Annotated in this window: 24 protein-coding genes and 1 pseudogene; 17 read left to right on the forward strand and 8 right to left on the reverse strand. The window is 41.5% G+C overall.

Annotation, left to right across the window (positions count from 1 at the left end):
- Positions 1-66 precede the first annotated feature (66 nt).
- Positions 67-1,707, reverse strand: a complete 1,641-nt coding sequence (locus tag TPSD3_RS17010; protein ID WP_086489750.1) for an NAD(P)-binding protein — start codon at positions 1,705-1,707, stop codon at positions 67-69.
- A 184-nt stretch (positions 1,708-1,891) separates the two neighbouring features.
- Between TPSD3_RS17010 and TPSD3_RS17015 the strand changes: the two genes are divergently transcribed.
- Complete coding sequence (locus TPSD3_RS17015) at positions 1,892-2,443, forward strand: hypothetical protein (protein ID WP_140048599.1); 552 nt, start codon at positions 1,892-1,894, stop codon at positions 2,441-2,443.
- A gap of 46 nt (positions 2,444-2,489) precedes the next feature.
- Here TPSD3_RS17015 and TPSD3_RS17020 read toward each other — a convergent pair whose 3' ends face one another.
- From TPSD3_RS17020 to TPSD3_RS17035, 4 genes are all read right to left on the reverse strand, one after another.
- Positions 2,490-2,903 (reverse strand): hypothetical protein, encoded by a 414-nt coding sequence (locus TPSD3_RS17020; RefSeq protein WP_086489752.1) that lies wholly within the window; start codon positions 2,901-2,903, stop codon positions 2,490-2,492.
- Positions 2,904-2,985: 82 nt separating this feature from the next.
- Positions 2,986-4,533: an ATP-dependent Clp protease proteolytic subunit gene (locus TPSD3_RS17025; protein WP_086489753.1), complete on the reverse strand. Its 1,548-nt coding sequence runs from the start codon at positions 4,531-4,533 to the stop codon at positions 2,986-2,988.
- 76 nt (positions 4,534-4,609) lie between these two features.
- Positions 4,610-6,328, reverse strand: a complete 1,719-nt coding sequence (locus TPSD3_RS17030) for a putative bifunctional diguanylate cyclase/phosphodiesterase (protein ID WP_086489754.1) — start codon at positions 6,326-6,328, stop codon at positions 4,610-4,612.
- 24 nt (positions 6,329-6,352) lie between these two features.
- A complete protein-coding gene (locus TPSD3_RS17035; RefSeq protein WP_086489755.1) occupies positions 6,353-6,757 on the reverse strand; it encodes a response regulator in 405 nt (134 codons plus the stop codon).
- A gap of 374 nt (positions 6,758-7,131) precedes the next feature.
- Here TPSD3_RS17035 and fabI point away from each other — a divergent pair.
- The 13 genes and pseudogenes from fabI to TPSD3_RS17100 form a co-directional block, all read left to right on the forward strand.
- Positions 7,132-7,845: pseudogene (gene fabI, locus TPSD3_RS17040) on the forward strand (enoyl-ACP reductase FabI); the annotation flags it as partial.
- Between the two features lie 332 nt (positions 7,846-8,177).
- Entirely contained in the window at positions 8,178-9,599 is a 1,422-nt protein-coding gene (locus TPSD3_RS17045) for a bifunctional enoyl-CoA hydratase/phosphate acetyltransferase (protein WP_086489756.1), read from the forward strand.
- Positions 9,596-10,753 (forward strand): acetate/propionate family kinase, encoded by a 1,158-nt coding sequence (locus TPSD3_RS17050; protein ID WP_086489757.1) that lies wholly within the window; start codon positions 9,596-9,598, stop codon positions 10,751-10,753. Before TPSD3_RS17045 ends, TPSD3_RS17050 begins: the two co-directional genes overlap by 4 nt.
- A 157-nt stretch (positions 10,754-10,910) precedes the next feature.
- Complete coding sequence (locus TPSD3_RS17055) at positions 10,911-11,510, forward strand: slr1658 family protein (RefSeq protein WP_086489758.1); 600 nt, start codon at positions 10,911-10,913, stop codon at positions 11,508-11,510.
- A 1-nt stretch (position 11,511) separates the two neighbouring features.
- On the forward strand, positions 11,512-11,856 hold the full coding sequence (locus TPSD3_RS17060; RefSeq protein ID WP_086489759.1) for a slr1659 superfamily regulator: 345 nt from the start codon (positions 11,512-11,514) through the stop codon (positions 11,854-11,856).
- A 28-nt stretch (positions 11,857-11,884) separates the two neighbouring features.
- Positions 11,885-12,205, forward strand: a complete 321-nt coding sequence (locus TPSD3_RS17065; protein ID WP_176329925.1) for a DUF3301 domain-containing protein — start codon at positions 11,885-11,887, stop codon at positions 12,203-12,205.
- 14 nt (positions 12,206-12,219) lie between these two features.
- On the forward strand, positions 12,220-14,184 hold the full coding sequence (locus TPSD3_RS17070) for a transglycosylase SLT domain-containing protein (RefSeq protein WP_086489761.1): 1,965 nt from the start codon (positions 12,220-12,222) through the stop codon (positions 14,182-14,184).
- 23 nt (positions 14,185-14,207) lie between these two features.
- A complete protein-coding gene (gene pspB / locus TPSD3_RS17075) occupies positions 14,208-14,438 on the forward strand; it encodes an envelope stress response membrane protein PspB (protein ID WP_086489762.1) in 231 nt (76 codons plus the stop codon).
- Entirely contained in the window at positions 14,435-14,794 is a 360-nt protein-coding gene (locus TPSD3_RS17080; protein ID WP_086489763.1) for a PspC domain-containing protein, read from the forward strand. The genes pspB and TPSD3_RS17080 overlap by 4 nt, the downstream gene beginning before the upstream one ends.
- Positions 14,795-14,867: 73 nt before the next feature.
- Positions 14,868-16,508: a methionine--tRNA ligase gene (gene metG / locus TPSD3_RS17085; RefSeq protein WP_086489764.1), complete on the forward strand. Its 1,641-nt coding sequence runs from the start codon at positions 14,868-14,870 to the stop codon at positions 16,506-16,508.
- A 57-nt stretch (positions 16,509-16,565) separates the two neighbouring features.
- Positions 16,566-17,393, forward strand: coding sequence for an ABC transporter ATP-binding protein (locus TPSD3_RS17090; protein ID WP_086489765.1), 828 nt, complete (start codon positions 16,566-16,568; stop codon positions 17,391-17,393).
- Positions 17,390-18,175, forward strand: a complete 786-nt coding sequence (gene mlaE, locus TPSD3_RS17095) for a lipid asymmetry maintenance ABC transporter permease subunit MlaE (protein ID WP_176329926.1) — start codon at positions 17,390-17,392, stop codon at positions 18,173-18,175. Before TPSD3_RS17090 ends, mlaE begins: the two co-directional genes overlap by 4 nt.
- Positions 18,176-18,688: 513 nt before the next feature.
- On the forward strand, positions 18,689-19,717 hold the full coding sequence (locus TPSD3_RS17100; protein WP_086489766.1) for a restriction endonuclease subunit S: 1,029 nt from the start codon (positions 18,689-18,691) through the stop codon (positions 19,715-19,717).
- Here TPSD3_RS17100 and TPSD3_RS17105 read toward each other — a convergent pair whose 3' ends face one another.
- Entirely contained in the window at positions 19,718-20,245 is a 528-nt protein-coding gene (locus tag TPSD3_RS17105; RefSeq protein WP_176329927.1) for a transposase, read from the reverse strand.
- A 55-nt stretch (positions 20,246-20,300) separates the two neighbouring features.
- Positions 20,301-20,750 (reverse strand): helix-turn-helix domain-containing protein, encoded by a 450-nt coding sequence (locus tag TPSD3_RS17110; RefSeq protein WP_086489288.1) that lies wholly within the window; start codon positions 20,748-20,750, stop codon positions 20,301-20,303.
- Between the two features lie 50 nt (positions 20,751-20,800).
- Here TPSD3_RS17110 and TPSD3_RS18430 point away from each other — a divergent pair, with 50 nt between their 5' ends.
- Both TPSD3_RS18430 and TPSD3_RS17120 read left to right on the forward strand, forming a co-directional pair.
- Positions 20,801-21,034, forward strand: coding sequence for a restriction endonuclease subunit S (locus TPSD3_RS18430; protein WP_425353102.1), 234 nt, complete (start codon positions 20,801-20,803; stop codon positions 21,032-21,034).
- A 671-nt stretch (positions 21,035-21,705) separates the two neighbouring features.
- Positions 21,706-22,095, forward strand: coding sequence for a cache domain-containing protein (locus TPSD3_RS17120; RefSeq protein ID WP_140048453.1), 390 nt, complete (start codon positions 21,706-21,708; stop codon positions 22,093-22,095).
- A 25-nt stretch (positions 22,096-22,120) separates the two neighbouring features.
- Here the strand turns inward: TPSD3_RS17120 and TPSD3_RS17125 are convergent, their stop codons facing one another.
- Positions 22,121-23,152 (reverse strand): IS630 family transposase, encoded by a 1,032-nt coding sequence (locus TPSD3_RS17125; RefSeq protein WP_086486662.1) that lies wholly within the window; start codon positions 23,150-23,152, stop codon positions 22,121-22,123.
- 75 nt (positions 23,153-23,227) lie between these two features.
- On the opposite strand from TPSD3_RS17125, the gene TPSD3_RS17130 reads away from it, so the two are divergent.
- The gene (locus TPSD3_RS17130) at positions 23,228-23,455 is read left to right on the forward strand and encodes a PDC sensor domain-containing protein (protein ID WP_086489768.1); all 228 of its coding nucleotides are present in this window, start codon (positions 23,228-23,230) and stop codon (positions 23,453-23,455) included.
- Positions 23,456-23,650: the final 195 nt, after the last annotated feature.

Consider the following 23,650-nt stretch of genomic DNA (forward strand, 5'->3'; position numbering starts at 1 on the left):
CCATCGCCACGGATTAAATGGACAATAGGGGGAACGATGGGTTCGCCCCTATTGAGAAAAATCAAGCTAATTCGTTGCTTCTGCCACCATTTCAATCGCATGACAAGGACACTGTTCGTAACAAACCGCACACCCCGTACACCGATCATAATCATAACGATAACGTAATCCGCTACCCAACTTCACAATGGCATCCTCAGGACACGCACCATAACAGCCATCACATTCAAAACAATTTCCACAAGATAAACAACGTCTTGCTTCATACAAGGCTTCGCTTAAATTCAAGCCCCCTACCACTTCGGCAAAACCCGCGGTGCGATAGTAACTTTCTAAATGCGGCTGAATACGTTGTTTTGCTTCCGTCCGAAACCAGACGTGTAAACGCTCATAACTCACGAGATCATGGGCGGGTGGTTTTTGATACGTGGTGCCGCGTAACCATGCGTCAATGTGTTTCGCGGCTTTTTTGCCATGTCCTACTGCCACAGTCACCGTGCGTTCGCTGGGAACCATGTCGCCACCGGCAAAAATTCCCTCATGTCCCGTCATCATGCGTTCATCCACTAACACCGTGCCATCGGATTTAAATTGTATCCCTTCAACCCGTTGCAATAAACTCACGTCCGTTTCCTGCCCTAAAGCCAGAATTAACGAATCGGCTTCTAAAGTTTCCAATTCTCCTGTGGGTTGTGGATAACCGTTTTCATCAATACGCATCACTTCGACCACCATTGTATTGCCTTCGATGGTTTTAATCGTACGTAACCAATTGATTTTAACGCCTTCTTCTATCGCTTCATCGGCTTCAAAATGATGTGCGGTCATGTGTTCTCGGTCGCGGCGATAAATAATTAAGGCCTCCTCCGCGCCCAAACGTTTGGCGGTGCGGGCAGCATCCATTGCTGTATTTCCTCCGCCATAAATGGCTACACGCCGTCCGAGTGTGGGGGCTTTTCCTGTTTCCACGCCTTTGAGAAAACTCACCGCATCCAAAATATGTCCTGCATCACGAGCGGGAATATCCACTTTTTTACTGATATGCGCGCCAATGGCCACAAAAACCGCATCAAACTGCCCCGCCGTTTTTTCGGCTAACACGTCTTCCACTTTACGCTGACAGGTGAGACGAATGCCCATATTTAAAATACGTTGCACCTCCTGCGCAATCACATCCCGTGGCAAACGATACGCAGGAATACCAAAGTGCATCATTCCACCCGCTAAAGGCCCCGCCTCATAAATTTCAACCTGATGTCCCAAGCGCGTCAAATGATATGCTGCCGACAAGCCGCTTGGCCCTGCGCCAATCACTAATACCCGTTTTCCCGAAGGCACCGCTTGCCACTCCACTGCCCACCGTTCCCGCAACGCCATGTCACCCAAAAATCGTTCTACAGCATGAATACTGACCGCCTCATCAATATGCGTACGATTACAATTTGATTCGCACGGGTGGTAACACACGCGCCCGTGAATCGCAGGCATCGGATTATCCGCAACCAGCACTTGCCAGGCTTGATGAAAACGACGCGCCTGAATATGCGTCAACCAACCTTGGATATTCTCTCCCGCAGGACAGGCATGATTACAAGGCGGCAATAAATCCACATAAACAGGATGGCGGGTACGAAAAGGGCCGGTGCCTTGGTCGTGTTGGGTTAAATCGGCGGGGCGAGTCAAATCGCCCAGAGCTTGCACACTCATTATTAATCTCCTTTGGTGGGTTTTTAACCTATTTTTTAAAGCGTAAATTAACGTCAATCATCACACATAAAAAACCCTTATGATTTTCCGTCAATAAAAAAAATAATGCCTGACTTGTTTTTGGGTTGAACTTCCGTTTACCATCCACATGTTGACTGTATCAAATTCACCACAAAAGAGGACAATGATGCAACTATTTCAACAAGGCGAGGATGTTCCTTTGCCCAATCAACCACTTAACATTGCTTTGCGTTGGAGTGGCGCGGCTGATTTTGACTTAGCTGCTGCTTATCAAACCCATGAGGATCAACGGGGTTTGGTCTATTTTGGCGATTTAGGCAAGCGTGACGAATTCCCTTATATTCGTTTAACCCAAGATCAAGGTGTTGGCGATAAACAGGGACATTATCAAGAAATTATCCATATTTCTCAATTTTCAACCATGAAATATATTTGGTTTTTTTGTTGGGACTATCATCGGGCGCAAAATGGTGAAGCCGCGCGTTTTACTGAGGGGGAATTATCATTGCATATTTCCAATCCCCAATGGCAATTGGATTTATTTTTACCTGAATCACCCAACAGTAATGTTTGTTGTATTGCTCTATTGGATAATACCCGAATGGACGAACCGCGTTTACTTAATTTAAGCGTGATGGGGATGTTATCGGGGTTAAAAAGTTTGAGTCAACTGTTGAGTCTTGTCGATACAGAATGGGTGATGCAAGCGGCTTAATTGGCAATGATGCGACACACGAAGAAGGCTAACCGTTGGCGTTTCGTTACGACGCGCTACATACGATGTCTTCGACTGCGAACACTTGACTGGTTTTCAAGGCAGGAATCAACCGTGCCAATTCGCTCACTGTGCCGTAGGCCATGGAACGGCCGTATAAGCGCAACAAATGCGCCTCCTCGTCTAACAACCAATGTCCGCCCCCTTGAATCTGCCATTGTTCGGCCGTCAAATGATATACATCGCGTTTATCATTGTAGTGGCCTGACAATTTTCTCTCTTGGGTAAACAAAGCCACAATATTTGCGTGATACTCGGCTTGTTGAATTGGACAAAATAACATGTAAATGTGCATTTTTTCTTGCAACACCACAAATTTCCCGCCGCGCCGTTTTGGCACTGTTCCATCATAATGTTGTTTAAACCACGTGAGAGAATAATCAATGGCTGTAAAGTTCATTTGTGTTTTATTCCCGTTTTATAATGACACCCAGAAATAACACGTTTAAGCGTGTTATTTCTTTTTTTCTCTGGTTTATCGACTACCAGCGATAATAACCAATAGGGTTATAAATATGGTACACATCTCCCAACATTAACGGTGGCAATTGCATGTAAGATTTACCGTTATTATCGACCTGCTCATCAATCGACAGCATATAACTGGGTGAAGTTTCTTCTTCTGAAGGGGGCTGCACATAAGACGTTTCATCAATATAATGCACCACGTGATTAATCCATTTTAATTCAACCGCTTTATCCGCGAATTCACGCCAATTGCCATCTGAATTATTCTGGTACATTTTCGCTACCATTTCTTCGATACTCAAGCCCATTTTCTCAGCCACGGGGTGCATCATGCGTTCAGACCATTCTTTGGTGACTTTTAGATGTTCTTCTTGCTGTGTTAAGTTACCAAAAAAGCCGCTCCAAATTTGATGATGCACAAAGATCGCATTGGGATAAGCGTAAGACTCCACCGCTAAAGCCGCGATCACCGCGGCCATGCTGGCTGCCGAGGATTTTACCACCACGTGTACAGGCGCAGCACTGCCCTGCATTGCTTTGATGATTCGTGCGCCTTCAATCACAGAGCCGCCGGGACAATTGTCGATCACCAGAAAAATGGGGTATTTTTCATCTTTGTTATTGTAATAATGAATCCGATCCGACACATAAGCCGCCGTACCGGGAAAAATAGGGCCATCCAAAGTGATGCGTCGATCCGAAATGATTAAACGACCGTCCACCAAAGGTTGCTCTAAATATTGGGGGGCTTTATTGGCTTCGCTTTCCCAGATACGGCGTTGTTCACGCAAAGAAATTTTATGGCTCAAATCGCCGCCTTCTTCAAATTCTTTTTTAGCCCGCTCATAATCAAGTTTAAGCATTTCAAATTCAAGTTGCGCCCGTTCCATAGCCAGTTTTAATTCTTGTTGGCGATGGCGTTCTTCTTGAATGGCATTTTTTAAGGCCAGCGTTTCTTTTTCCGTTTCTAATTCAGTCAATTGCAACTTCTGTTTTTGCAAAGCCAATTCGTTATTTAAGGTCAATTGCTCATGTTCGGATTGCAAACTGCTTAGGGTTTGTTTTTGCGTTTGTTCTTGAATCGAATTGTCTAATTCTGCGCGTTCTTTGGCGGCACGTAATTTATCCAATCGGGCTTCGAGTTTTGCCTTTTGCAATTCGTTATCTAATAACTGCCGATCACGAGCAACCGTTAAACGGCTCATCTCTGCTTTCTCTTGCAATAATTCTGGTGTTTCTTCCTGCTGAACTTGGATTTTTTCTTGATTCAGCTTGAGCAGTTCTAATTCATAACGTAAAGTTTGCAATTGCAACAATAAGGCAAATTGAGGCGAATCTTCTAATTCGCTTAATTGTTTCAATTCAGCCAACTGTGCCACTTCGGCTAAAAAAGTATTAAGGGGAGATTCGGTGGAGACAGAATAAGTGGTGACTTCTTCAACAGATTCTTCGACGGATTCAGTCGTTTCAGAGGCTTCTTGAGTTTCAGCAAAAATCAGTGGGGTAAATCCCGCCAATTGTACCACAATAGCCACTGCTAATGAAAGTTTTTTAACAAGCATAAACGTGTCCTAAATGTGTGGGTTTAGCATCCAGCGAATGCGAAAAATAATAACATTCTATTTTGACTTGATAAAGCTAATGATTAAATTTTTTTAGCAGTTGTTCAATTTCGTGCGCAGGAACGGCACGGCTAAAGAGGAATCCTTGCGCCATCTCACAATGTCGCTGTTTTAAAAAATCCAATTGTGCCTCTGCTTCAACTCCCTCAGCCACCACAGATAATTGTAAACTATGCGCCATCGCAATAATCGCCGTGGTAATGGCCGCATCATCCGCATTACTGCACACATCTTTGATGAAAGAACGATCTATTTTTAAAGTATTTAATGGAAAACGTTTAAGATAACTTAACGAAGAATAACCCGTGCCAAAATCATCCACCGCAATATGAATGCCTTTTTTCTGCAATTGGCTGAACATAGAAAAACTAGAATTTTTCTGCGTTAAATCATCTTCCATTAACATACTTTCAGTAATTTCTAATTCTAAATAATGCGGCTTTAATTGCGTTGCCGAAAGGGCATTTTCTATGGTGGTGAATAAATCCGAATTTTGAAATTGCCGACTAGACACATTCACCGCCACGCGAATGGGAGATAAACCTTGTTCTTGCCATTGTTTGCATTGTGCGCACGCGGTGTGCAATACCCACTCACCAATCGCAATAATCATACTGGTTTCTTCGGCCACGGGAATAAAACGATCAGGGGAAACTAATCCCAACTCAGGATGTTGCCAACGCAATAAGGCCTCTACGCCAATAATGCGATGGCTTTTTAAATCAATTTGCGGTTGGTAAAATAAACGCAATTCATCTCGACTTAATGCTTTACGTAAATGATTTTCTAAGATTAGCCGTTCTAAGGCTAATTTATTCATTTCTTCGGTAAAAAATTTATAAGAATTTTTCCCTTCCAATTTCGCACGGGACATGGCGGTATTGGCATTTTTTAATAACACCAAAGCCTCTTCTCCATCACTGGGATACACACTGATCCCAATCGATGCCGTGATCACAATGTCATGCGCATCAATCATGATGGGCTTACTGATGACATTAAGCAGATTTTGAATTAAATTGCTGACTTCATTGACCAGACTTCTGGATTCGTACATTAAGGCAAATTCATCACTGCCCAACCGCGCCACTGTCGTACCTTGTGGCACGACCTCGGCCAAACGCACCGCCATCTCCGATAAAATTTGGTCGCCAAATTCATGTCCCAAAGAATCATTGATAATTTGAAATCCATCTAAGTCCATGACTAAAATGGCTAAACTTTGTTGGTGGCGATTGGCGCGGCTGATGGCTTGGCGTAATCGTTCAATGAGCAAGCTGCGATTGGGTAAGCGTGTCAACAGGTCGTAATTGGCTAAGTAAACCAGATGTTCTTCCGTTTCCAACAAGCGACGATAACGATTTAAGCGGGTAATTGTTCGTACACGCGCCCGCAATTCGGCGCGATCAAACGGTTTACTCATAAAATCGTCCGCACCCACTTCAATGCCACGCAGTTTTGATTCTCGATCATCCAAGGCCGTCACCATAACTACAGGTAATTCGGCTAAACGGGGATTGGCACGCAGCAGTTGGCACACTTGAAAACCGTCCATGTCCGGCATCATGACATCCAATAACATTAAATCCGGCATGTACTGCTCGGCTTTTAACAGAGCTTCTTGACCACTTTCAGCAAAAATAAGCTGATAACCTTCTGATTCTAAAAGAACTTCTACAGTATAGCGCGAGACAATTTCGTCATCGACAATAAGAATAATGCTGGTGTCTTTCATGACGAGATGATCCTGTCTAACAGCCTAAATGGGTTCACCGAGACCATCCAAACGTAATAAGTGGCGAACACGTCGATGGAGATCATCGCGTTCAAAAGGTTTGCAGATGACTTCGTTGGCCCCAATTTCTAAGCAACGCGCGCGCGCCGTCGCATCGTTCCACGCCGTGATCACGATCACAGGCAGCTTTGCCAATTTTGGATTGGGATCGGCACGCAAACGACGACACACCTCAAAACCATTCATGCCCGGCATCATGACATCTAACAAGATTAAATCCGGTGTTAATGTCGTTGCCTTCTCTAACCCTTGTGAACCCGTCTCCGCCAACACCAACGCATATTCTGGACATTCCAACAGTGCCTCTAAAGTGGCACGCGAGACAATCTCATCATCAATGATTAGGATTGTGATTTTTTCGCTCGTCATAGGTGAGTTTCCAAATAAAGTAAAATGTGAGTGATTTCTTCGTTATTTTCCTTAATCAGTAACGGCTATTCTAGCATAAGGACAAAGGAAATGGATTTCATCAGGATGTAACTTAATTAGGTTACTGTTGCGATGCAACATGGATGTCCCCATAATGCTGCATACCTTCTCTTTGCATCGCTTGTTGTCGTAAAGTGCTTGATAATAATACACCCTAATTTCACCTTTTTACAGCATTTTTATGCCGCCCATGCAAAGAGAATCACACCTTATTTTTTACATGACATGGAGTTATTCGTATGCCCGCTTCTTTTAAAAACTTAATGAGCCTAGAGGGAAAGAAGGGATTAGTGGTTGGCATTGCCAATGCGCATAGTATTGCTTACGGTTGTGCGCGGGCTTTTCGTGCCTTGGGCGCGGAATTGGCCATCACTTATTTAAACGAAAAAGCCTCGCCTTATGTTCGCCCTTTAGCTGAGGAATTGGAATCACCGTTAATTTTACCGTGTGATGTGCGGGAACCAGGGCAGTTAGAATCGGTTTTTTCTGCCATTGAACAACATTGGGGAGAATTAGATTTTCTGCTGCATTCGATTGCTTTTGCTCCCCGCGAAGATTTACATGGTCGTGTGGTCGATTGTTCGGCGAATGGTTTTTTAATGGCGATGGATGTATCCTGTCATTCGTTTATTCGTATGGCAAAATTGGCTGAACCGTTGATGAAAAATGGTGGCACGCTGTTGACCATGAGTTATTTTGGCGCGGAGAAAGTGGTGGAAGATTACAATTTAATGGGGCCAGTTAAAGCCGCATTAGAGTCCGCCACGCGCTATATGGCCGCTGAATTAGGCCCTAAGCATATTCGTTTGCATGTGGTTTCACCGGGACCGCTGAAAACACGAGCCGCTTCTGGAATTAATCGTTTTGATGAATTACTGGAAAAAGCCGCAGCGCGTGCGCCAGAGCGTCATCTGGTGACCATTGAAGATGTTGGGGCTGTGGCGGCTGCTTTGGTCAGTGATGCCGCTCAGTCTTTGACGGGAAACACAATTTACGTTGATGCAGGTTATAACATTATCGGTGCGTAAAACGCCCAATCCTGTATCGCAAAAAATGGTCTGAATCAGGTCAGTTTTTCCGTTTTTTTATAAGTACCTAAACGAAAATAATTTGGACTATTGGCATTTCTACCGCCCCCTACCCCCTCCTGCTAGGAGGGGGAAAGAGATTGAGTTATTTTGTTGATTTTAAAAATAAAAACAACTTATTATTCCCCCCTCCTAGCAGGAGGGGGGCGGTAGAAAAGTGAAAGTTCTGAAGCATTTTAACGGGCTAAATATTTTTGTCTGACTACTTAAATCATCAGAAAAATGATCGACATTCAGACCTTTATTTTTACTAAAAATATGAGGCACTGTTTATGTCCGCCAATAAGGCTGTTGAATCCAGTAATTACTTGGAAAATAAAACCTTTGATGAAATCAATATTGGTGATACTGCGTGTTTAACCCGTACATTGACTTTTGAAGACATTAGTTTATTTGCGATGGCTTCAGGCGATGTCAATCCCACACACTTGGATTTAGAATACGCATCCAGCACGGGATCGGGTAAGGTGAGCGGGCATAGTTTGTGGCAGGGCGCGTTGATTTCTAACATTTTAGGCACGCAATTGCCGGGGCCGGGGACGGTGTATCGTCGTCAAGATTTACAATTTTCCCGTCCGATTTTGTTAAGTGATACTTTGACGGTGACAATCACGGTATCGTGCAAAAATGATCAGGATCACACGGTGATTTTTGACTGTATTGCAGTGGATCAAGCGGGTGAAGTGACTTGTCGGGGGACGGCTGAAGTTTACGCGCCTATGGAAAAAATTATTCGGGAGCGTTCCGCGCTTCCAGAAATACATATCAATAATCCCGGCGCACAATTACAACGTTTGGTCAAAATGACAGAACATTTTGAACCCATTCGTATGGCGGTGGTGCATCCGGTGGATCGTAATTCATTGCTAGGTGCAATTGAAGCGTGTCAGGCGCGTTTAATTGTGCCGGTGTTGTTTGGGCCGCGTGACAAAATTGTTGCGGTGGCAAAACAAGAAGGCGTAGATGTGTCAGGTTACGAAATTATCGACACGGAACACAGTCACGAAGCCGCAGAAAAAGCCGTGGCAATGGCGCGCTCTGGCGAAGTCGATGCGTTAATGAAAGGCAGTTTACACACCGATGAGTTAATGGGTGCGGCCGTGCGCACGGCGACGGGCATTAAAACCGCTCGCCGCATGAGTCATGTATTCGTTATTGATGTGCCGCATTATCCACGTCCTATTTTGGTTTCGGACGCGGCGATCAATATTGCGCCCACGTTGCAAGAAAAAGCCGATATTGTGCAGAATGCGATTGATTTGGCGCATGCCTTGGGAATTCAACAACCTTTGGTGGCCATGCTTTCTGCGGTAGAGACCATTAATCCTAAATTAAATTCCACATTAGATGCGGCTGCGATTTGTAAAATGGCACATCGGCGACAAATTACGGGGGGGATTGTGGATGGCCCCTTAGCGTTTGACAATGCGGTGTCCGAAGAAGCGGCACGGATTAAGGGAATTGATTCTCCCGTCGCAGGACGTGCGGACATTCTGATTTCACCTGATTTGGAATCAGGTAATATGGTTGCCAAGCAGTTAGAGTACATGGCAGAGGCGCAAAGCTGTGGCATTGTATTAGGGGCGCGGGTGCCGATTGCCTTAACCAGTCGCGCTGATTCGGTATTAAGTCGTATGGCTTCCTGTGCGTTGGCCTTGTTATTGGTTCGTAACTTGAAGAAGCCTATGGTATGAGTGACGCAATTTTAGTGATTAACGCGGGTTCATCTAGCGTTAAATTTTCCTTATTTTCTAGCGAATTAGACTTAGTTTATCGCGGTGCTATTACGGGAATTGGCACAGAAGCCCAATTTTCAGTCAAAAATGCCCAAGGTGAAACGTTGACTGTGAATCCTTTAGGCGATGCGGATCATCAGCGGTCATTTTCCGTGTTATTAGACTGGTTGGCGCAGCAAGAAGATGATTTAGATGTGGTTGCTGTGGGACATCGTGTTGTACATGGTGGCGTGACGTTTAAAGCTCCCGTACTCGTTGATGATGCGGTTTTTGCGCAATTATCGGCGTTAATTCCCCTCGCGCCTTTGCATCAGCCACATAATTTATCGCCAATTCGGGTATTAAGACAGTTAAAAGGCGATTTGCCGCAAGTGGCTTGTTTTGATACCGCATTTCACAGTGAACAACCCGATGTGGCGGCGGCTTTTGCGTTGCCGCGTCATTGGAGTGCGCAAGGGATTCGTCGCTATGGCTTTCATGGGCTTTCTTACGAATACATTGCACAGCGTTTACCGCAAGTATTAGGCGACATGCCTGCGCGTGTGGTTGTGGCGCATTTGGGTAATGGATCGAGTATGGCTGCATTACTGAATGGCAAAGGCGTGGCTTCTACGATGGGATTTACCGCGTTAGATGGATTACCGATGGGAACAAGAAGTGGTACAATTGATGTTGGCGTTGTTTTACATTGGCTAGATCAAGGTTTATCAACCAAAGAGATTCATCACATTTTGTATCATGAATCAGGCTTATTGGGCGTGTCGGGAATCAGCAGCGACATGTCAGTTTTACTGCACAGCGAAGCCGTAGAAGCAAAACAAGCCATTGATTTATTTGCTTATCGCATTAGCAGAGAACTTGGATCATTGGCGGCGGCTTTGGGAGGCTTAGACGCTCTTGTATTCACCGCAGGCATCGGAGAACATGCCGCCGAGGTTCGCGCTCAAGTTTGTCAGCAAGCAGCTTGGCTAGGCATTGAACTAGACGAGACCGCGAATCAACGCCATGCCTCTTGTATCACTCAAAACCACAGTCCAACCAGCGCATGGGTCATTCCCACCAATGAAGAATTGATGATCGCACAGCATACGTTGGGAGTATTGAAACATTAGATTGGGATAGAGACGTGCTGCGGCGCGTCTCTGTTCTGTCCATCCAAATTTCGTTTATTTTAACAAGACCTTAACCACAATTCACTTTGCGACTGTGATAAACTAAATTCACAAGAGCGTGCCAGAGGCGTTATAACAACAGAGGAATTGTCAAGCAATGATTACTCTCTATGGTGATTTTGTTGAAGAAACATTGGGCGAACAAGCCTATTTAGCGATTGGTTTTTCACCCAGTTCTGTGCCGTTAAAACAACGTTGGCGTAATAATGGTTTATCGGCTGATTTTTTAGCTGATTATTTTTCTACTTTTTTTCCTGCTGCCGATCAAGAATCAGACGAAATCAATCAGCGGGATGAATTAAGAGGCACGGTCAGTTATATTGCCAATGAATTGTTAGAAAATGCCATGAAATTTAATTACGAACGAAGCAGTTATCCAATTAATATTCGTTTATATTTATATCCTGATCATTTGGTTTTTTTAGTGACCAATAGCATTTCTCCTAAACAAGCTGAATCCTTGCAAAAACGCATTCAACAATTATTACATGAAGATTCAGAAAGCCTTTATTTGCAAACCTTAGAACAAAATGCAGAACAAGATATTTTAGAATGTTCAGGTTTAGGATTATTATCAATGATCAACGATTATGGAGCGAAACTCAGTTGGAAATTAGAGCTGTTACCGCTAGAAATCCCATTAATGTTATTAACCACACGTGTTGAATTAGCCGTTGATGGATTTGGAGCCTATTAGCATGGAAATTAAAACAGACAGTTATCGCGTGATTCAAGCCGATGAAAACAGCACGATTAAATTAGAAGGAGCATTGCGTTTAAGTGGAATGGAAGAATATGCGCCCATCGTCGATTTATTTAATCAAGTGGTTGATTCTTCAGTAGAAAAAATTACTTTAGATTTGCGGGAATTAGAATTTTTAAACAGTTCTGGTATTAATGTACTTTCTAAATTTGTCATTAAAATTCGACAAAAACAAAATATTCAAATGATAGTGCAAGGCTCACAAAAAGTAGCATGGCAAGGAAAATCATTAAAGAATTTACAACGCCTCATGCCGACTTTACAGTTGAAATGGGAATAACTCACTTTTTTATGGATTGGACATGATAATGACATGGGTTATGTTAGCCATTTTGTTGGGTTTTGCGTGGTTTTGGTTTGACAGTTTGCGGGCGCGAGAACAAGTGATTTATTTGGCACGCCATTTATGCCAGCAATATGATTTGCAATTATTAGATCAAACGGTGAGTTTACAGCGTTTGTCTTTAAAGCGCGAAGGATTTGGACAAATAAAATGGTTACGTCATTATCAATTTGAATTTTCTAGCGATGGTGCGAATCGCTTAAAAGGGACAGTGATTTTATATGGACGTGAGCCGCAATTATTCGAGTTAGAAGGTTATTTAAATCGTACCATTATGAACCAATAAGTTTAGGATGAGCTATGTTATTTAATAAATTATTTACTCGCTATTTACCTCTTTCTGCTGCTATTTTCTCGGTTTCTTTTACCTCTCATTTCGCTTGGGCAAATAATGACAATTGGTTATCAGAACGCTGGACTTTTCAAGAAGCACAACAGGCACTGCGTGATAATCAATTAGAAAAATTTAACCAATTAGAAAATCAATTAAAAGATTACCCGATTCAGCATTATTTGCGTTATTTTTATTTACGGGATCGATTAGAAACTATTTCGCCAGAGGAAATGCAAGATTTTCTCACCCGTTATGCCGATTCTCCAATAACTGAAATATTGCGGCGAAGTTGGTTGCAACATTTGGCTAAAAAAGCCGATTGGCAGAATTATTTAAAAGCCTATATCCCACAAAATAGCCCCGCTTTATCTTGTCATTATTTACACGCCCGTTTGGAAACCAAAACAGACGTATCAGGCATTATTGAACCTGCATTAGCGTTATGGTTAATTGGTCAATCGCAGGTGAGTGAATGCGATCCCGTATTTAATTACTTAAATCAGCAAAAAGCAATCACAACAGAACACCGTCAACGCCGTTTTGAATTGGCACTGGCGGAGAATGAATTTAAATTGGCGGCTTGGTTGGCGAAATCGTTGGGCGCATCACAGCAGAAATTGTTAAGCGAATGGCAAGCGATGCAAAAAAGCCCCGCTGAACAATTGGCCGTGGTTAATTTTCCTGATAATGCGCTTTATCGGCAATTATTAGTCGATGGCATTAAACGCTTGGCACGCACTCAAGCAGGAGCAGCTTATTCTCATTGGCAAATGATACGTAAAAAATATGCCTTCTCTCCTCAACAAGTCGCTGAAATTAATGCAGAATTAGCCGTGCGAGCCGCATGGCAAGAATTAAGTGAGGCAGAGCAATGGTTAAATCAATTAAGCTCTGATGAACGTGAAGAACGGGTGTTAAGAACCCATTTGCAATGGTTATTGCGCAGTCAAAATTGGTCGGGATTATTACAGCTATTTCCTCAATTACCCAAAAGCGCACAAGAAGAAGCCGTTTGGCGTTATTGGCAAGCGCGATCTCACGAAGCATTAGGACAATTAGAATTAGCCCATTCAATTTATCGAGATTTGGCGACAGAACGCAGTTATTATGGCTTTTTATCTGCGGATAAAGTAAATCTGCCTTATGCTTTTCATGAAAAAGTATTAACGCTGACTGATGAACAACAAAAAACTTTGTTAAAAACCCGCGGAATTATCGAAGCACGCGAATTATTATTAATCGGAATGTCTGCTGATGCACGACGGGAATGGAATGCCGCGATGGATCAATTAAATGACCCGCATTTAATTGCCGCCGCGGGCTTATTAGCCAACCAATGGGGTTGGCATGATCGCGGTATTGTGGCAATGGCAAAAGCGGCTTATTATGATGTGTTAATGGTGCGTTTTCCTACGCCTTATTACGACATGGTATTGACTTATGCCAGCGGGCATGATTTACCTTATGCGTGGGTTTATGCCATTATGCGCCAAGAAAGTGCGTTTCAAACCGATGCCCGTTCTGCGGCGAATGCGTTGGGATTAATGCAATTATTGCCTGCCACTGCCAACGAAGTGGCCAAACGTCACGCGATTCATTTAGAAGGCGAAAGCAGTATTTTAAATCCTGATATTAATATACAATTAGGCACAGGTTATCTGCGTCATTTGCTGAATCGTTTTGATGGAAGTTTTATTTTATCTACCGTCGCTTATAATGCAGGGCCATCGCGGGCGATTCGTTGGCGAGAGCAATTTGGTTGTTTGGCTACGGATGTTTTTATTGAGTTAATTCCTTTTCAAGAAACTCGTCATTATGTGCAGAATATTATGGCCTATCAGCCGATTTTTGAATATCGTTTATTAAGCAATCCAAGTGCGGTGCCGCGCTTGAATTTGCATCAAATCTTAATAAGAACGGATTGTGCTTAATATTATTTTTTTAGGAGTCATAAATGGATGACGCATGGTTGGCTTTATTCTTCATCTTTTTGGTTTTTGTTGCGCCAATTTGGTTAATTTTACATTACCGCTTTAAAAGCAAATTGCTTGGACAAGGTGATAGCAAGGAAAATCAACGCCGTTTGCAACAATTGCAACAATTGGCTGAACGTTTAGAGAATCGTGTAGAGAATTTAGAGCGCATTTTAGATGAGAAAGTGCCTGATTGGAGACGTTATCGATGAACGCACCACAGTCAAGAAAATGGGAAAAAGACCCTGATAATGGTTGGATTTTTGGCGTATGTGCGGGAACGGCTAATTATTTTGGCATTTCGGTGGGCGCGGTGCGTTTGCTGACTCTTTTTCTATTTTTTACCTTAATGCCATTGACTTCGTTTATGTATATTTCTGCGGTGATTCTTTTGCCGAGAAAAGAAGATGTTTCTTTTTCAAATAACGAACAATCTGTAGAATCTTTACAGGAAACATTAGAAGAAATGGAAGCTGATTTTAATCAAATTGCCCAGCGTGTGGCAATTGTTGAAAATTATGTGACTTCTGATGAATTTGAGTTAAAACGCCGCATGGGACAATTTTAAATAAAAAAATCGTTGTCCTCTTTAAAAAAAACAATTCTCCATTTCCACCTCAACCCACCGATCTTTGTTCACCATGACCCACGCAAAAAGAAAAATTTTAGTCACCAGCGCATTACCTTATGCCAATGGCGCAATTCATCTTGGACATTTAGTCGAATACATACAAACCGATATTTGGGTGCGTTATCAAAAATTGCGCGGACATGAGTGCTACTACGTGTGTGCTGATGATGCCCACGGCACGCCCATTATGCTACGCGCCCAGCAAGAAAATATTTCACCTGAAGAATTAATTGCACGGGTTTATCAAGAACATTGTGCCGATTTTGCGGGTTTTGCGGTTCAATTTGACCATTATCACAGCACCCATTCGCCTGAAAATCAGTATTTCGCTAATTTCATTTATCAACGTTTACAAGAACAAGGTTACATTAGCCGTCGTCATATTTCGCAAGCCTATGATCCTGTGAAAGAAATGTTTTTACCTGATCGCTTTATTCGCGGCGAATGTCCTCGTTGCGGTGCGGGGGATCAGTATGGTGACAGTTGCGAGGTGTGCGGTGCGACGTATGCGCCAACGGAATTGAAAAATCCTCGCTCTGCTTTGTCAGGCGCAACCCCCGAAGAGCGACAATCTGAGCATTTTTTTGTTAATTTAGCCGATTTTCAAGAGATGTTGGTGCAGTGGACAAACGGTGGCGCATTACAAGAAGAAGTGACCAATAAGTTAAACGAATGGTTTGAAAGTGGATTACAGCCGTGGGATGTGTCCAGAGACGCGCCTTATTTTGGTTTTGAAATTCCCAATGAGCCGAATAAATATTTTTATGTTTGGTTAGATGCGCCCATTGGTTATATGGCGAGTTTTAAGCATTTATGTGATGAATTAGGCTTAGACTTTAATGAATTTTGGGGGCAAGAAAGCAAAGCCGAATTATACCATTTTATCGGTAAAGATATTATTTACTTTCACGCGCTATTTTGGCCAGCCATGTTGACAGGGGCGGGATTTCGTAAGCCCAATGCGTTATTTGTACATGGCTTTTTAACGGTAAATGGACAAAAAATGTCTAAATCGCGTGGCACTTTTATTACTGCCCGCACTTATTTAAATCATTTGAATCCTGAATATTTACGCTATTATTTCTCGGCTAAATTAAATGGACGGGTGGAAGATATTGATTTGAATTTGGAAGATTTTCAAAATCGGGTTAATGCTGATTTAGTGGGAAAAGTGGTCAATATTGCCAGTCGTTGTGCGGGTTTTATTAACAAACGATTTGCAGGTGTATTAGCCGCACAATTACCCGATAATGCGTTGTATGAAGACTTTTTACAACGCGCTGAAGTGATTGCCGCCGCTTATGAACAACGAGATTATGCGCGAGTGGTGCGCGAAGTGATGGCTTTGGCTGACCGCGCTAATCAGTATATTGATGAACAAAAACCGTGGGTTATCGCCAAAACACCTGATGAAGCGGCGTTGCAAGCGGTTTGTACACAAGGGTTAAATTTATTCCGTGTATTAATGAGTTATTTAGCCCCTATTTTGCCCACCATGTCAGAGAAAGTGACGCGGTTTTTAGCCAGTCCATTATCATGGACTCCAGAGCCTTTATTGGCACATCATATTGAAAATTTTGAGCCGTTAATGCAACGGGTTGATCCCAAAGCCATTGAAGCGATGATTACTGATTCTAAACAAAGTCTTTAATCTTTTTATGATGCGCAAATTGGCTTTATTTCTTTCACAGTTAGGATTGCCTTTTTTATGACGCTTGCAACAGATGCGCCGTTCATTCGAGTACGCGGTTTAACTTTTACTCGCGGAAATCGTTATATTTTCAACAATATTGATTTGGATATTGCCCGCGGTAAAATCACAGCGATTATGGGTCCAAGTGGTACGGGAAAAACCACATTATTGCGTTTATTAGGGCGACAATTAAAGCCCAATAGCGGCACAATTGAAATTGATGGGCAACGTTTGAATCAATTGTCATTACGTGAATTATATGCGCTGCGCAAACGCATGGGTATGTTGTTTCAAAATGGCGCATTATTAACGGATTTAAATGTTTATGATAATGTGGCTTTTCCGCTGCGCGAGCATACTCAATTACCTGAAACTATGATTCGTCATTTGGTGTTGATGAAATTGCACGCGGTGGGTTTACGCGGAGCGCGTGACCTCAATCCCAGCGAATTGTCGGGCGGAATGGCGCGGCGTGTAGCCTTAGCGCGGGCGATTGCGTTAGACCCGATGATGATGATGTATGATGAGCCGTTTACGGGACAAGACCCGATTTCATTAGGGGTGTTGGTGCGTTTGATTCGTGATATTAATCAAGCCCTGTCTCTCACCAGTATTATCGTTTCGCATGATATTCAAGAAGCGTCCAGTATTTCGGATTACATTTATATTTTATCGGAAGGTAAAATTGTGGGACAAGGTACGCCTGAAGCCTTAAAAAATACCACGTCGGATTGGGTGAAGCAATTTATGAATGCGGAATCGGATGGCCCCGTGCCATTTCATTACGCTGCGCCCGATTACCGCACCGATTTATTACAAGGACAGACAGGGACAGTCAGATGATACAAAACGCCTTGCAACGCTTAGGGCAGCGCACCTTAGAATTTTTTGCCAAAATGGGACGCGCCCATTTATTTTTGCTGCACACCTTAGCGGGATTGCCCAGTTTAATGAAACGCCCGCGTTTAATTATCATTGAATTATATGCTTTAGGGGTGTTGTCATTAACGATTATTTTAATCTCAGGATTATTTGTGGGTATGGTGTTGGGATTGCAGGGTTATAACACGCTGGTTAATTTTAACGCCACTGAAATGTTAGGGGTTGTGGTTTCGCTGTCATTATTGCGCGAATTAGGGCCAGTATTAACGGCGTTATTATTTGCAGGGCGAGCAGGTTCTGCGTTGACGGCTGAAATTGGTTTAATGAAAGCCACTGAGCAGCTTTCAGCCATGGAAATGATGGCAGTTAATCCTTATTATCGTGTTATTGCGCCGCGTTTTTTAGCGGGAATATTAGCCGTGCCATTATTGGCTGCCATTTTCAGTGCGATTGGGATTTTAGGCGGGCATTTGGTGGTGGTAGAATTATTACAAGTGGATTCAGGCGCGTATTGGTCACAAATGCAAAACACTGTAGAATTATTTGAAGATATTGGCAATGGCATGATTAAGGCTTTTGTTTTCGGCATTGTGGTGACATGGATAGCGGTTTTTGAAGGTTATGATTGCGTCCCCACTTCCGAAGGCGTAAGCCGCGCCACCACCCGTACCGTCGTCAATGCTTCACTGGCGACATTAGGATTGGATTTTGTTTTAACCGCGTTGATGTTTGGGGATATTTGATTGGGATTTTTTAACGCTTTTATTGCTTATTTTGTTTGAATCAGGATTTACTGATTATTATTGGTTTATTTCAATCAGTAAAGCATAACCCTCATCCAAAAATGCAGAAAGGCTAAGTAGTTAAATAAAAGTATTCAGGTATTAAAAACGTTCAGAATTTTCACATTTCTACCGCCCCCCTACCCCCCTCCTGCTAGGAGGGGGAAAGAAGAGATGAGCTTATCTTGTTAAATTTTAACAATAAAAACAACCTCTTTCTCCCCCTCCTAGCAGGAGGGGGCAGGGGGGGGCGGTAGAAATATTGATATGCCAGATTATTTTCCGTTAGGTACTTATTAAAAGAATGGAAAGAAAAGATTATGCAGATCATAATCCATCCACTACCGTACATAAATTAGTCGTTTTTCTGAATGGTTATGTGCAGGATTTCCAGAATTTAAAGATTAAAAAACCGATTAAAAATATTGGTATAGCAATATTTTTTATTATTAATTTTTTTAAAGGAACAACCCCATGAAAAATAAAAAATCCTCTCCCCTTGTGCCTAGTTTGCGCTTTCCTGAGTTTCGGGAGGCGGGGGAATGGGTGGAGAAAAAGCTGGGGGAGATTGCAGCTATTAGATCGGGTTCTACTCCACTTAGGGCAAATCCAGAATTTTTTAAAGATGGTAATATTCCGTGGGTAAAAACGACAGATTTAAATAATTCTTTTATCTACAAGACAGAAGAGTATCTTACATCTAAGACAAACGCGAAAATAAATCCAGAAGAATCCGTATTGGTTGCCATGTATGGCGGATTTAATCAAATTGGTCGTACTGGCTTTTTAAAAATTCCAGCGGCAACAAATCAGGCCATATCAGTTTTGAATACAGATAGAAAAAAAGTTCTTCCTATTTATCTACTTACATGGTTAAACGCAAAAGTAGAAAATTGGAAAAAAATTGCAAGTAGTAGCAGAAAAGACCCCAACATTACTGGTTCTGATGTGGCTAGTTTTCTGATTGTCTATCCAAAACTAGAAGAACAACAAAAAATCGCCGCCTGCCTTTCTTCATTAGATGAATTAATAACCGCGCACAGCCAAAAACTCGACGCGCTAAAAAAACATAAAAAAGGGCTAATGCAACAGCTTTTCCCCGCAGAAGGTCAAACTGTGCCTAGTTTGCGCTTTCCTGAGTTTCGGGAGGCGGGGGAGTGGGTGGAGAAAAGTCTCAAAAACATTTGTCAAATGAAAGCAGGCAAATTTGTATCTATGTCAGAAATAAAGGAAAAATCAGGACAAGATTTATATCCTTGTTTTGGTGGTAATGGATTAAGAGGATTCACAAGAACATATACTCATGATGGTATATATCCATTAATTGGTCGCCAAGGTGCTTTGTGTGGAAATATAAATATTACAACTGGAAAATTTCATGCTACTGAACATGCAGTTGTTACTACCCCAAATAATGACATTGATGTAAAGTGGCTTTTTTATGAATTAATACTATACCAAAATTATGTGAGATATAAAAACAAATTAAGTTCTAATATCTAGCTAGATATTAGGTATAAGATACTGTTTAATTTTATTAAACTTAAACACTTTACCTGACAAAAAGGTCTCAAACATACTAGTGACTTCTTTAAAGCTTGATAGACGATGAAAATTCTTTCTGACCCAATTCTTACCTTGAAGCCAAATATCCTCGACTGGATTTTGCTCTGGGGCATTGGGCGCAAATCTTAATAAACGAACTTTCCATTCTGATTCTGGAAGTCCCCCATTTAATTTCTCTAAATAAGTTCTTAAACCTTCAGAATGATGATAACTTGCACCATCCCAAATAATCACATGACGGGCTTCTTTATATCTGTAAATGAGCCAGTTAATAAAGTCTATCGTATATTTTGTATCAGCTTTCTTTGCCCTATCTAAAATAAATTCTCCCGTATAAATATTCACCGCTCCATACCACGTTTGAGAAGTGCGATAATTACTCATCTTTATTGACGTTCTTTCTCCTTTTTTCGACCAAACATAACCACAAATATCTCCCCACAACTGATGGCTTTCGTCTTGCATCCAGTACATTACCTCTCCACTTTCTATCTGTTCACGCTCCTTATCTATTAAATCCTTAATCTCTTTTTTTTTTAGCTTCTACTTTTACCTCATCTTTTGCCGAATTCTCTTTGTGTGTCTTCTTATAACTTAAATTCGCTTCTTCTAATAATTTAGTATAAGAAGTATTTGAAGAATAGAAAACATCATACTCCTCTTTTAAGTATCTCTTTAGTTCCTCTATTGTTATTGTCTTCTTTTCTTGTATCCAATTAATCACATCTTCTCGTTCACGCGGCTTTAAATACCCTGGCGAGCCTTTATACGCTAACTTTAATCCTTCCACCCCTGACGCTAAATAAATGGCTTTCCATTTATCCACAAATTGCACACTGACACAACACGCTAAAGCCGCTTCCGCACGCACAAAACCAAGCAAAGACATTCTTACTGCCATCGCTCGCTTCACTTCTCTCGCTTCACCTGTTGACATTAACTCTTCTAAATCTTCATATCTCTTGTTCATTATTCTCTCCTATTTAAAAAGTATTATTATACGACTCTGAAAAAATTGGTATATTAAATTTAAATCAATATGCTACTGGTCAAGCTCAACCAGGTTTATCCGTTGAAAATATTCAAAAAGTCATCGCAAAAGTTCCACCTAATAAAACAGAACAACAAAAAATCGCCGCCTGCCTTTCTTCATTAGATGAATTAATAACCGTGCAAAGTCAAAAACTCGACGCGCTAAAAAAACATAAAAAAGGGCTAATGCAACAATTATTTCCAACAACAACAGAAAAATAAATAATAAAATTTTATCACTCACCAAAGGTTATATTTCATGTCAACATTAGTCAGCAACACTCCCGCTTGGCAAGCCTTACAACAACATCAGAAACAATAGACAGTTAGAGTTAAAGTAGGGTGGATAAGCGATAGCGTCATCCACCAAGTTGGTAGTCGTATTGAAAAAAGGTGTATGGCACTGTGTTTATACACCCTACGCTTGCTACGCTTGCTTTAAAATCATCGATATTGTCTATGTCTCTGGCAGGCATTTGCTTTAAAACACATAACGCATGACTTAGGATACGCAAACCTAATTTCTGCGTTTTTTTTTGTTGGAAACGTTTGGGTTTAATTCAGTATATACCAAAAAGATATGATTCATAGAATCCTTAATTTATCAGAATCAAAATTTACAGACACAAGAATTTTCAAAATTGACTCTTTCAAATCGTTTATTTTCAATAGATTTTTTATTCTTTAATTCTGAAAATCCTAAAATTCTGTAAATTCTGATTCTGACAGAAAAATTTTATGAATGACTTAATTTTGCTATATAACAGAGTTATACTAAGACATCAATCTTAATATTGGAAAAATACAATTTTATCATTTAAGAAAACAATTGCATCACCATTCATTTAAATGATATTGCGGTCGCCATTTTAATTGAAACAGCCCACTTAATAATGAAATACTCCACTTTTTTCCTGTCTTTTTTCGGACTGAGTGCGGGCGTGATTGCTCTGCTGCTGATTTTTTTATGGACTACGCATCGCCATGCGGCTGAAATTGCAGAAAATACGACACGTAATCTAACAGAGCTGCTGGCTTTGCGCATTGTCAGCGATCTGGATCGCGTGAATGGCATGTTGACTTACATCGCAGAAGAAGCCATTGCGGCTTCTCTTTTAGAACAGGGTTTGACCCCCCCTTATCTTAATACAAGGCGTATGGCAAGTTTAATCGCCAATTTTGATACAGTTACAGGCATTTACCAATTCGATGCCCAAGGACAGTTGCACTTCGCCTCACAGGAAACTCCAAGCTTTAATATACCAAAATTATGTGAGATATAAAAACAAATTAAGTTTTAATATCTACCTAGATATTAGGTATAAGATACTGTTTAATTTTATTAAACTTAAACACTTTACCTGACAAAAAGGTCTCAAACATACTAGTGACTTCTTTAAAGCTTGATAGACGATGAAAATTCTTTCTGACCCAATTCTTACCTTGAAGCCAAATATCCTCGACTGGATTTTGCTCTGGGGCATTAGGTGCAAATCTTAATAAACGAACTTTCCATTCTGATTCTGGAAGTCCCCCATTTAATTTCTCTAAATAAGTTCTTAAACCTTCAGAACGATGATAACTTGCACCATCCCAAATAATCACATGACGGGCTTCTTTATATCTGTAAATGAGCCAGTTAATAAAGTCTATCGTATATTTTGTATCAGCTTTCTTTGCCCTATCTAAAATAAATTCTCCCGTATAAATATTCACCGCTCCATACCACGTTTGAGAAGTGCGATAATTACTCATCTTTATTGACGTTCTTTCTCCTTTTTTCGACCAAACATAACCACAAATATCTCCCCACAACTGATGGCTTTCGTCTTGCATCCAGTACATTACCTCTCCACTTTCTATCTGTTCACGCTCCTTATCTATTAAATCCTTAATCTCTTTTTTTTTAGCTTCCACTTTTACCTCATCTTTTGCCGAATTCTCTTTGTGTGTCTTCTTATAACTTAAATTCGCTTCTTCTAATAATTTAGTATAAGAAGTATTTGAAGAATAGAAAACATCATACTCCTCTTTTAAGTATCTCTTTAGTTCCTCTATTGTTATTGTCTTCTTTTCTTGTATCCAATTAATCACATCTTCTCGTTCACGCGGCTTTAAATACCCTGGTGAGCCTTTATACGCTAACTTTAATCCTTCAACCCCTGACGCTAAATAAATGGCTTTCCATTTATCCACAAATTGCACACTGACACAACACGCTAAAGCCGCTTCCGCACGCACAAAACCAAGCAAAGACATTCTTACTGCCATCGCTCGCTTCACTTCTCTCGCTTCACCTGTTGACATTAATTCTTCTAAATCTTCATATCTTTTGTTCATTATTCTCTCCTATTTGAAAAGTATTATTATACGACTCTGAAAAATTGGTATATCAGTGATCGTCCCCATTTTCAAATGTTACGGGACAGTTCGGAAAGTCATGTTTTTTCAGAGGCTTTGGTCAGTCGTTCTACTGGAAAATGGTCGCTGATTCAGGCACGCGCCATTCGTGATGAAAAAGGAAATTTTTTAGGTACGGTCAATGCCGTCATTGATCTCGCCACATTTGCTCGGTATTTTGCCAGTATTGACACAGGGCCGGGTGGGGTGGTTTTGCTGCGGCGTAGCGATAATTTTAATTGATCCAACGACAACCACGCTTAAAAGAAACTGATTTAATCAACCACTTCCACCTGATAACGACATCCGTCGTCGCCTTGAAGCCGCGAATATAGTGGCAGTCTCACTTATGTCGCCAGTACCGATGCGTACAACGAGTGGGCAGTTTCAAACGGCTTGATAATTATCCTTTTTATGTTCAAGTCGCGCTGTCTGCCG

Origin of the sequence: Thioflexithrix psekupsensis, assembly GCF_002149925.1 — a bacterium.
Lineage (GTDB): Bacteria > Pseudomonadota > Gammaproteobacteria > Beggiatoales > Beggiatoaceae > Thioflexithrix > Thioflexithrix psekupsensis.